The organism is Sphingobacteriales bacterium, from assembly GCA_016711285.1.
GTDB lineage: Bacteria > Bacteroidota > Bacteroidia > Chitinophagales > UBA2359 > JADJTG01.
Map to the genome: position 1 here is coordinate 295,762 of JADJTG010000013.1, position 11,265 is coordinate 307,026.

General features: G+C 41.1%; 8 protein-coding genes and 1 pseudogene. 1 reads left to right on the top strand and 8 read right to left on the bottom strand.

The window, feature by feature from the left end; all coding sequences use genetic code 11:
• Positions 1–15: 15 nt before the first annotated feature.
• The 5 genes and pseudogenes from nspC to IPL35_10665 form a co-directional block, all read right to left on the bottom strand.
• Positions 16–1,159: pseudogene (gene nspC / locus IPL35_10645) on the bottom strand (carboxynorspermidine decarboxylase).
• 124 nt (positions 1,160–1,283) lie between these two features.
• Positions 1,284–2,405, bottom strand: a complete 1,122-nt coding sequence (locus IPL35_10650; GenBank protein MBK8443826.1) for a hypothetical protein — start codon at positions 2,403–2,405, stop codon at positions 1,284–1,286.
• Positions 2,406–2,414: 9 nt separating this feature from the next.
• Complete coding sequence (locus IPL35_10655; protein MBK8443827.1) at positions 2,415–3,671, bottom strand: aminotransferase class I/II-fold pyridoxal phosphate-dependent enzyme; 1,257 nt, start codon at positions 3,669–3,671, stop codon at positions 2,415–2,417.
• 175 nt (positions 3,672–3,846) lie between these two features.
• The gene (locus IPL35_10660; protein ID MBK8443828.1) at positions 3,847–4,737 is read right to left on the bottom strand and encodes a DUF3108 domain-containing protein; all 891 of its coding nucleotides are present in this window, start codon (positions 4,735–4,737) and stop codon (positions 3,847–3,849) included.
• A gap of 70 nt (positions 4,738–4,807) precedes the next feature.
• The gene (locus IPL35_10665; GenBank protein MBK8443829.1) at positions 4,808–5,794 is read right to left on the bottom strand and encodes a flippase-like domain-containing protein; all 987 of its coding nucleotides are present in this window, start codon (positions 5,792–5,794) and stop codon (positions 4,808–4,810) included.
• 29 nt (positions 5,795–5,823) lie between these two features.
• On the opposite strand from IPL35_10665, the gene ruvC reads away from it, so the two are divergent.
• The gene (ruvC, locus tag IPL35_10670; GenBank protein MBK8443830.1) at positions 5,824–6,393 is read left to right on the top strand and encodes a crossover junction endodeoxyribonuclease RuvC; all 570 of its coding nucleotides are present in this window, start codon (positions 5,824–5,826) and stop codon (positions 6,391–6,393) included.
• Between the two features lie 65 nt (positions 6,394–6,458).
• Here the strand turns inward: ruvC and mutL are convergent, their stop codons facing one another.
• The 3 genes from mutL to IPL35_10685 all read right to left on the bottom strand — a co-directional run bounded on the left by mutL (position 6,459) and on the right by IPL35_10685 (position 11,232).
• Positions 6,459–8,402: a DNA mismatch repair endonuclease MutL gene (mutL, locus tag IPL35_10675; GenBank protein MBK8443831.1), complete on the bottom strand. Its 1,944-nt coding sequence runs from the start codon at positions 8,400–8,402 to the stop codon at positions 6,459–6,461.
• Positions 8,403–8,555: 153 nt separating this feature from the next.
• Complete coding sequence (gene glmS / locus IPL35_10680) at positions 8,556–10,397, bottom strand: glutamine--fructose-6-phosphate transaminase (isomerizing) (GenBank protein MBK8443832.1); 1,842 nt, start codon at positions 10,395–10,397, stop codon at positions 8,556–8,558.
• Positions 10,398–10,650: 253 nt separating this feature from the next.
• Positions 10,651–11,232, bottom strand: coding sequence for a hypothetical protein (locus tag IPL35_10685; protein ID MBK8443833.1), 582 nt, complete (start codon positions 11,230–11,232; stop codon positions 10,651–10,653).
• Positions 11,233–11,265: the final 33 nt, after the last annotated feature.

Here is an 11,265-nt window from a genome sequence, read left to right on the forward strand (position 1 = left end):
ATGTGATGTTTTTTTTTAACTCAAACGGTCTTTGTAAGATTCGTAGCCAAAGGTTTTTATTAGCTGAAAAGTATCATTTTCTTTCCAGATGCCAATGGCGGGTAAATTGACACCATTGAAGGTGGTCGTTTTTACCATTGTATAATGAATCATATCGTCAAAAATTATTTTATCGCCGATTGCTGGGGCTTGTCAAAGAATAATCGCCTAAATAGTCGCCCGCTAAACAAGTGCCGCCGCCCATACGGTAGGTGGGTTTTCCGACGATGGCATCGGTAGCTCCGAGAATTCGCGGTTTGTAGGGCATCTCCAATGTATCGGGCATGTGTGCGGCAAATGATACATCTAACATCGCAATTTCAATGCCTTTGCTGTGTACAATATCCAGTACCTCCGACACTAAGTAGCCCGTTTGCCAAGCCACCGCCGAGCCGGGTTCTAAAATTACCTTTTTTAAATTCGGATAGCGACTTCTGAAACCACGCAACACACTTATCAAATGCTCCACATCATAATCTTTGCGGGTAATCAGATGCCCGCCGCCCATATTAAACCATTCAATTTTTGGTAAAAATGACGCAAATCTCTCTTCAACTGCCTTCAATGTATTCTCCAAAGCAAAAGAACTGCTTTCGCACAGCGAATGAAAATGTAAACCGTTGATGCCTTCGGGCAGTGCAGCGGGCATATCTTCGGCGCGAATACCCAAACGTGAGCCGGGTACGGTGGGGTTGTACATGTCCACTTCTACTTCCGAGTATTCGGGATTGATGCGCAATGCACAGTGCAAGTGGCGGTGATATGATTTGATGCGTGCTGCATACGTCTGCCACTGGCGCAGCGAATTGAAAGTGATGTGATTAGATAAATCCATCAGTTCGTCAAATTCGGCAGGCACATACACCGGACTGTACAGGTGCGCTTTGCTATGCATATATTCATTGCACAACTTAGCTTCGTTGAGCGATGATGCCGTAGCTCCGCCCAAATATTGGTGCACCAAATCAAAGGTGCTGTACATCGCAAAGCCTTTGAGGGCGCAAATAATTTCTACACCGCTTTGTTGCTGCACATAGTTGAGCTTTTCGAGATTGGCACGCAAGAGCCGCTCTTCCAATACATAACAAGGCGATGGAATTTGTTGAAAAGAAACAGACATATATGTTTATATTGAAATAGCTGTTATGTGTGTGCGATTTTATTTTATTTTGAAATGATAATTTTTAGCTATTCAGAGTTTCATAGGTTACTATAAAGAATAAGAGTTTTCTTTTATTTTACGCTTATGGCATAATGACTTCTTCTAAATCTTTTTTTGCTTGATAGCATATACCTTCTATGTGTTTTAAAAAACTGATAAGTTTTTTTTCTCGTTTTTTTATTACTTTAAGGGTTTTTTCTTTATTTACATCGCAATAGTTTGCAAAAAAATGACTTCCCATTTCCCAAAAACCAATAACAAATTCCTCTTCATTTCCATAACACAATATATTATTTATCTTTGTGTCTAACTCCTCTATTTGTTCTTCCAGCAACTGATTATAATACTTTAGGCGGCTGTCTTCGAGTGATGCTATTTGGTCATTGGCATTGTCTATGTATTGCAACTGGTATTGCAGCAGCAAGAAAAAATTATTGCTTTCGTAGGCTTGTGTGATTTTCTGAAGTGTTTCGGTTTTTTCAAGACGTTTAACTTCGTCTTTTTCCAAATCGGGGTGGAGTTGCTTTACTAATTGAGTGTAAATCTCCCGCACATTTTTGCTGATATTCTTTTTGTTTTCCTGCTCTTTTTCTTCGCGTTTGATTTGTGCTTTGCTTTTGGGTTTTTTAGGTGGAGGCGGTACTTCCTCTTCCTGCATTTGCTGTTGTATTTTTTCCTGAACTCTTCTTTGAAATTCTTCTGGGTTTTCTTTTATGTCATTTATATCAACGTCTATTCCAAACGTTGTTTTTATCAGCTCAGTAGCAAAATCCGAAATATCTTTTTCATATTCTTCGTTTTCTTGCTTTTCTTTTTTAGTGGCGGTTTGGTCAAAATGAAACTGCGCCAGAATTTGTAATTCAGATGTTATTTCAGGAGTCAGGGCATCTTTATAAATATCGTCCATTATTACAAGAATAAAATTGCTGAAGCGTTTTTTATCTCTTTTTAGACGTATTTTATCATAATTATCATGAACATGTTTTATAGCTTCTATAATGATGATGTTTGTCTTTCTCTTTTGAGCATAGAGTAATTCTGCTATTTTTTGGTGCGCATATTCGGCAATATCTTTATTTTCTGTATATCGAAGCTGTAGCTTTTGTAATTTTTTGTTTAAACGGTTAAACCGTTCCTGCTCTTTTGTCAGTAATTGCTCCTTTTTGATAATAGGAACTATATTGCTGTTTTGAGAAGGGTTCATGAGGTGGTTTTATTTTAACGCATTGACAAAATGCTCACTTTCGGCGCGATACATTCCGTTTTTGAGTTTATCGGCTACTTCGGTAAATGCTTGGAGGGTTTCTTGTATGTCTTGCTCACTATGGGCAGCAGTGGGTATAACACGCAACAAAATCTGTCCGCGCGGAATGACCGGATATACCACCACCGAGCAAAAAATATTGTAATTTTCGCGCAAGTCATACACTAACTTTACGGCTTCGGGTACTTCGCCATGCATGTATACAGGCGTAACACAAGAATTGGTTGTACCCAAATCGAAGCCGCGTGTGCGTAAGCCGTTTTGCAAAGAATCAACATTTTGCCATAGCTTTTCTTTCAGTTGAGGGTTGTTGCGGAGGAGTTCCAAGCGTTTTAGATTGCCTTCTACATAAGGCATCGGCAGCGATTTGGCAAATATTTGCGAGCGGTTGGTGTAGCGCAGGTGGTCTATAATTTTTTTATCCCCCGACATAAAAGCTCCGATACTCGCCATAGATTTTGCAAATGTGGAAAAATACAAATCAATGTCGTTTTGTACGCCTTGCTCTTCGCCTGCGCCTGCGCCGGTAGCCCCGAGTGTGCCGAAGCCGTGTGCATCGTCCACCATCAAACGGAAATTGTATGTTTTTTTGAGGGCTGCAATTTCGCGCAATTTTCCCTGATCACCACCCATACCGAATACCCCTTCGGTGATGAGCAAAATAGCTCCGTTGCCGTTTTCTTTTACCAAGGCTGTAGCACGCTCCAACTGCTTTTTGCAATTTTCAATATCGTTGTGTACATAAGCGAAGCGTTTTCCTTGATGCAAGCGCACGCCATCAATGATGCAGGCGTGACATTCAGCATCATATACCACTACATCGTGGCGGTCTAGCAGAGCATCTATCGCCGACATAATGCCCTGATAGCCGTAGTTGAGCAGAATAGTATCTTCTTTGCCAACAAACTGCGATAGTTCGGCTTCTAGACGGTTGTGCAGGTCGGAGTTGCCCGACATCATACGCGCCCCCATCGGATATGCCAAACCCCAGCGTTCGGCGGCTTCGGCATCTATGCGGCGCACTTCGGGGTGGTTTGCCAATCCTAAATAATTGTTCAAACTCCACACAATGCGCTCTTTGCCCTGAAAAAGCATGCGCGCTCCTAATTCTCCTTCTAATTTAGGAAAAAAATAATACTCTTGCATATAATGAGAGTATTTGCCCAAAGGGCTTTTTTGATGTTGTATTTTTTTAAATAAATCCATTGTATCTTGCAAAAAAAAAGTACAGTTTATCAAGGGCGCAAAGGTACGTTTTTTTTATACAATAGTTCATTGAAAAATAAAAGGTGAATTATTCAGGTGTACAAAAAAATACAACGACAAGAGTTGTTTTTTATACTGCTCTTGTCGCTGTATTTTTGTTTTTAAGATGATGCTTTTATTTTTTAGCCGACAGGCGGTGGCGCAAACCTTCGTATTTGGTGATGTAGCCTCGTACTGAACCCACCGAAATAGGACTTTCTATATACACCGGAATACGGTTTTCGTCATCGGTTGCCCATATCGTCATGCTTTCGCCCCCTTTGAACACATCGCCCTCAATGAGCATCGGGCTTATTTTTATACATTTAAAAGTACCCAAATCTGTTTTTATTTCGCCTTTGCCTTTGTAACGCACATACACCGGATACATTTCTCCATCAACAAATAAATCTACGGGTGCAGTTTCGCCTACTTTATAAGATGAAAAATCAATGCAGCGAGTATAATACAATGCTGATACAATGTCTTGTACGCAGGGCGTAACGGTAACTTTTTTATCTTTTTCTTGTAATTTGTCTTTTCTGTACCAAAAATCAATATTCACTTTTTGAGAATTGTGGTCAAAAGTAAATTGCTGCTTGATGGTGTAGCCGCCTTCATATACATCGCGCACGAATTTTAAAGGTTTCATGGTTTCTTTGTCCACATAAGTTTCGTATTTATCCCTTACTTTGAAAAACCAATCGTATGACGAAAGAGATTTTCCTTCGGTTTTTAGATGAAATACTTCTCTGCCCCACAGGTTGGTGCTGTTGGTTTTGAATTTGGCAGTACCTGCTGGAATCCATACGGCTTTCCAGTTGTAATATATTTTATATTCCAAATATTCGCCTTCCTGAAATGCTAATCCTTCAATATCACATTCGTAACTGTCGGGGGCTTGTTCTGCTGCATAACTGTCAAAGTTGGTGTTGCCACCATAGCCCAGACATTGTTGCGAAAACAGCAAAGACGCAGCCACAAAAGCAACCAAAAATAAAGCTGTTAAATCGCTGAAGAGTTTCATATACCAAGTATCTGATTGTTGAAAAATATTAAATAAATTGTATTCTGAAAAAAAAGTTTATATATGGACTTTAAGTTTCGTCATAAAGTTTAATTCGTGCTATTACAAAAACACCTATCACGGCAGGTAAAGCCACATTGAACAGCCACGTCAGCCATACTGCCGCCAATATTGCCACTTCATTGAATACGGCTGCCGGTATCAGTACACCGAAAAAAAACAGGGCTGTTTTGCCGCGCACACCTAAATCTACCAATGCCATAGAAGGCAATAGCATTTGTACACAAAAAATACAAGCCACCGCTGTTATGGCTTTCCACAGAGTTATATCTGCTCCCAATGCCTGCACAATTAACGCATATTGCAAAATACTAACATATAAACGCAATGCCGACAGCATTAATATATAACTTAATTGTTTAAACGAAAAATGTTGTATTAATGTAACGTATTTTTGATAAGATTTTAAAAATTTTAGTTTTGCTACCCGATTTTCCCAGTGATGATAGTTGTAGTACAATAATAATGAAATGCAAGTATAAAGCAATGTTGCTATCGCTAATATTCGGTGCAGATGTGGCGCAAGCGGATATAAATATGTAAAAAAATATAATAATACCCAGCTACTGACGGTTGTATTGGCAATAATTTGTGCAGCACTCCCCAACAGTGTGAGGGCTGCACCCTCGTAGCGGTTATTTTCGTGGAGTAGCAGCACACGACCACCGAAGTCGCCTATGCGGTTGGGTGTAAAAATAGAAACCGCCGCCCCACTAAAAAATGCCAATATTGCCTGCCACAACGATACTTGTTGTATCTTTCGTACTACATACCGCCATTTCCAAGCATCTAAACACCACCCTGCCACTGCCACTGCCATTGCTACTGCTAATTTTTGCCACGCACTCGCTGTTTGCAAACGCAGTTGCAGTGCGCTCCACAGTTCGGGAAGATTATTTTTTGAAATTAATTGTACATACAAAGAAATAGCAACTAAAATAAATACTACACTTTTTAAAAACCATGCAATACCTTTATGACGGAAAATATTTATCAAAATTATTGTAAAAAAAGAATAGAAAAATCTTGGACAAAGATACAAAAGACGTAATAATAATCGGTATAGATCCGGGTACACAAATTTTGGGTTATTCGGTCATTTGCAGCCAACCCAAACAAATGGCGAGAGTGCTGGAAGTGGGTATTTTGCGCTTGGAAAAATACGAAGATGCTCATGTGAAATTAAAGGTGATTTTTGAGAAAATGCGCAGCCTGATTCGCTCCTATCGCCCACACGAAATGGCGATAGAAGCTCCTTTTTATGGAAAAAATGTACAATCTATGCTCAAACTCGGCAGGGCGCAGGGCGTAGCTATTGCCTGTGGTATGCTCCACGATATGCAAGTAACGGAATATTCGCCGAAGTCGGTGAAACAAGCTATCAGCGGAAACGGCAATGCCTCCAAAGAGCAGGTGGCAGCGATGGTGCAGCATATTTTAAAACTCAAAGAAATGCCCGATGATTTTAACGCCACCGATGCTTTGGGCGTGGCTTTGTGTCATTTGTTGAAAAGAAACAGCGTTTTCGGCGCAGCCAAAAGCGGCTATTCGGGGTGGGAGGCTTTTGTGCGTAATAATCCCGATAAAGTGAAATAACATAAAAAGGAGTCCGTTTTTTAAAAACGCATCAATTCTTTAAAAAAATGAGTTCTCTTTCATTTTTATACACCTTTTTTAAATTCCTTTTCAATATCATCTAAACGATACTGAATAAAAGTAGCGTTGCCGTTGAAAGAAATGTAGGGTACTTCGCAGGCGAAAAGCTGGTCAATGAGGTTTTTCATTTCGGCGGCTTGCAGTAGAGTGCCGTTTTTGATGGCGTTGTGCTTGGCTATTACCTGTGCCAAGCGGTTGCGAGCCGAGAGCTTGAGGTCGGGTGCTTGACTGAATTGCTGCACCAAATCCTCAAAAATCGCTTGCTCATTGCCGCCCGCAATATCCGAAGGCACGCCGTGTACCACAAAATCAGTGCCGCCGAAATACTCTACTTCGTAGCCCAAAGCGGCTATTTGCGGTAGCATATTTTGGAGTGTAACCGTATCTGCCACCGACATTTTCACGGCTTGCGGAAACAATAATTTTTGAATACTTACCGTGCCTTGTTCTAAAATAAGGAGATATTTTTCGTATAAAATGCGCTCGTGTGCCGCTTGTTGGTCAATGAGAATAAAACCGGATTTGATTTGGGATAATATATATCGTTTGTGTAGTTGAGTCGGCATTTGGGGTGCGGCAGACAACGCAAAAATAGCCGTAGTTTCGTCGTTTTTTTCGGGTGTTGCCGTGCTGCTTTTAGATAAATAAGTGGCAGTATGGGCAGCAGTTTCGTCTGTAGCAGTGTTTGATTCCGGCGTTTTTTCTTCGGATTGTGGCGATTTCGGTGGCACATATAGCGTTTCCCAAATGGGAACTTTGCCGCTGCTTTTTTTGCCGATGTCCGAAGTTTTTTGGGGTGTGGTGCTTTTGTTGGGCGTAAATAAAGGAGATGATGGTGTTTTTTCGGGTAATGCCGACGGCGACCCACCCACGATAGCATCAGGTTGGGCGGCTTTGCCCAAAGCTCCAAATGACAAAGAGGCTTCCTGCTCAAAATCGAGCGAAGGAGTAATGCTGTGCGAACTAAGTGCGTGCTTAACGGCGGCATGTACAAAAGTATAAACTACACGCTCATCTTCAAACTTGATTTCTTGCTTGGTGGGGTGTATATTCACATCAATTTTATTGGGGTCTATTTTGATGTAAATACAATACAAAGGAAAATGCTCTTTGGGTAGTAAATTTTCGTAAGCCGCCATTACTGCCCCGTGCAGATATTGGCTTTTGATGAAGCGACTATTGACAAAAAAGAACTGTTCGCCGCGCAACTTTTTGGCAAATTTGGGTTTTCCGATAAAGCCACTGATGTGCAAAAAATCTATATCCTCCGCAATAGGTACTAATCTTTCGTTGTAGTTACTGCCAAATAACCCGATAATGCGTTGTTTGATGTTGCCACTGCGCAGATGATACATTTCAGTGCCATTGTGGTTGAGGATAAAAGTAAGGTCGGGATATGCCAATACCACCCGCTCAAACTCTTCTAAACAATGGCGCAGCTCTACATTGTCGGCTTTGAGAAATTGACGGCGTGCCGGCACATTGAAAAACAAATTTTTTACGGCAATAGAAGTTCCTTTTTCCCACTGGCAGGGGCTTTGCTCTTTTACTTTAGAGCCTTGCATATCTATCAGTGTGCCTATATTGTCTTCAGCGCGGCGTGTTTTGAGTTCAACGTGCGCTATGGCGGCGATAGAGGCTAAGGCTTCGCCGCGAAAACCCATCGTGCGCAGCCGAAACAAATCGGCGGCAGCGGTAATTTTGGACGTGGCGTGCCGCTCAAAGCACATACGAGCATCGGTGGGCGACATACCACTGCCATCGTCTATTACCTGAATGAGCGTTTTGCCGCCGTCTTTCAGCAGCAACGATATTTTTTTTGCTCCGGCATCAATGGCATTTTCCAACAATTCTTTTACTACCGATGCGGGACGTTGTACCACTTCGCCTGCAGCAATTTGATTGGCAATAGCATCGGGTAGTAATTTAATAATGTCGGATGAAGGCACGTTGTGAATTATTATTATTTTTTTTCGATTTGAAGTTGATGTTAAATTAAAAATATTTTTAAAATATTGCACTTATTATTTTATTATACTCCGAAAATTTTACTTTTCATCAATAAAACAATGTAAATGAAGTATTTAATGATAAAATATTTTTTATTCTACCGTCACCGACTTTGCCAAATTACGGGGCTGATCCACATTGCAGCCGCGCAATAAAGCAATATGATATGCCAGCAACTGCAAAGGAATACAGGTCAAAATCGGCATTAAAGGATCTTCAGTTTCGGGAATTTCTATCACAAATTCTGCTAATTCCTCCAATACTGTATCATTTTTGCGGTTCGTAACTACAATTACACGACCTTTTCTGGCTTTTACTTCCTGAATATTGCTCACGATTTTTTCGTAGGCACTTTCGTTCGTTGCCAATACCAACACCGGCATTTCTTCATCAATTAAAGCAATAGGTCCGTGTTTCATTTCTGCGGCAGGGTAGCCTTCGGCGTGGATATAAGAGATTTCTTTCAGTTTGAGTGCACCTTCCAGTGCCACCGGAAAATTGTAGCCGCGCCCTAAATACAGAAAATTGCGGGCATCTTTAAATTCTTCGGCAATAAAACGTACTTGTCGGTCGCAATGCAGTGTTTCCGAAATGAGTTCGGGAATACGATCTAATTCTTGTAGCAACAACTGAAAACGCGAGTGCGATATGGTGCCGTTTTGCTTGGCAATAGTAAGTGCCATTAATGTGAGCAAGGTGAGCTGCGCCGTAAATGCTTTCGTAGATGCCACTCCTATTTCGGGACCGGCGTGTGTGTAAGCACCGGCATCGGTGAGGCGGGCAATGCTGCTGCCTACCACATTGCAAATGCCGAATACGGTAGCTCCTTTGCTTTTTGCCAATTGTATGGCGGCGAGCGTGTCGGCGGTTTCGCCACTTTGAGAAATGGCAATAACTACATCTTTTTCGCGTAAAATGGGGTCGCGGTAGCGAAATTCCGAAGCATATTCCACTTCTACCGGAATACGAGCCAGCTCTTCAAATAAATATTCGCCTACCAAACCCGCATGCCACGATGTGCCGCAAGCTACAATAATAATACGGTCGGCATTGAATAATTTTTGCTGATAATCTTTGATGCCGCCCAATGTTGTTGTTCCTTCTTGTACATTTAATCTGCCGCGCATACTGTCGCGCACGGAGGTGGGCTGTTCATAAATTTCTTTGAGCATAAAATGATCAAAGCCGCCTTTTTCCAATTGCTCCAACTGCATCTCCAACTCTTGAATATGCGGGCGGATAATATTGTTGGAAATAGTGCGTACCGTAAGCCCCTGTTGGCGGTCAACAACGGCGATTTCTTCATCGTTCAGATATACGACATTTTTAGTGTATTCTACGATAGGCGTAGCATCGGAGGCGATGAAATATTCGTTTTCCCCTAAACCAATTACCAAAGGGCTGCTTTTGCGTGCCGCTATAATCTGATTAGGGGTGTCGTTGGAAATAATTACTATCGCATACGCTCCTACCACACTACGCAAAGCTAAACGAACGGCTTCGGGCAGATCTACTTCTTCAATTTTTTGTACTTCTTCAATCAAATGCACCAATACTTCTGTGTCAGTATCTGATTCAAAGGTATGCCCGCGTTTTATCAGTTCTTTTTTGAGCGAAGCATAATTTTCAATGATGCCGTTGTGTACCAAAGTAATTCTCTGGTTGCCTGAATGATGCGGGTGTGCGTTGATGTCGTTGGGAGGCCCGTGGGTAGCCCAGCGTGTGTGTCCAATGCCCACGGTGCTGTGTAAGTCTTTGCCTTTCAGCGCAGTTATTAAATCATCTACTTTCCCCTTTCGTTTATACACTTCCAAACTGCCATTGAGCAAGGCAATACCGGCACTGTCGTAGCCGCGATATTCTAAACGTTGCAAGCCTTTTATTAAAATAGGGGCAGCTTGACGATAACCAATGTAACCCACAATTCCACACATAAAAATCCTAGTTTTTTTATACAATTTCTACAAGCCGAAAAATCAATTAAGGCTTGCTTATATATATTGGTAAATGAAAAATAATCGATGTAATGATATAACGTTGTTGCCAATAAAAACACAAATGAATTGAAAATTCTTTTATAGGCTTGTTGTATAATAACAAAACAACGAATGTAACTATAAAAAGGTTGTGCGTAGAGCCATTTAAGTTAAATACATTTTTTATTCAACTTTTTACTCTATATCAGAATTAATTGAAAATACCGGAAGCATATATTTGGTCAAACAGGGGCAGTAAATCTATGCTTTCTTCTTGTTTGGCATCGCCGCCGCGTAAAGCATCAATGCGGATAAGCTGAAAAAATTCGCCGCTTACATTCCAACGGCATACCACACCGAAATCTTTCATTACCAAAGAATAATCGCCGTAGCCGCTGCTTTTGTTGTTGAGGTCGGATACATATACTTTGAATACTTCGCTTTGTATGCCCTTGAAATTGATTTTGCGAGCGTCCATTTTACGAATATAGCTTTTGCCGAGTGTCCAGTCTTTTTCGGCGGTGAATAAGCTCGGCAGCAATGAATAAATAAGTGAGTCGGTATCGCGGCAATGAAACGACACGCATTGCGCATTTGAATACTCAAAGCCTGCGCGGTCGTTGCCATAATACACCATCGTATCAATTAAAATATCATTGTTGCCCATTTTGGTCATATCTTGCCAATAGCGAATTTCTTTTACATCGTTGGCGGTAAGATGGCTCTGTTGTGCTATTGTATATTGAATACCCGCCACCAACAAAATCAACAATAGAAAAATCTTGTTTTTCATATTTATAAACTAAAAAACTGTTTTTATAAAAAA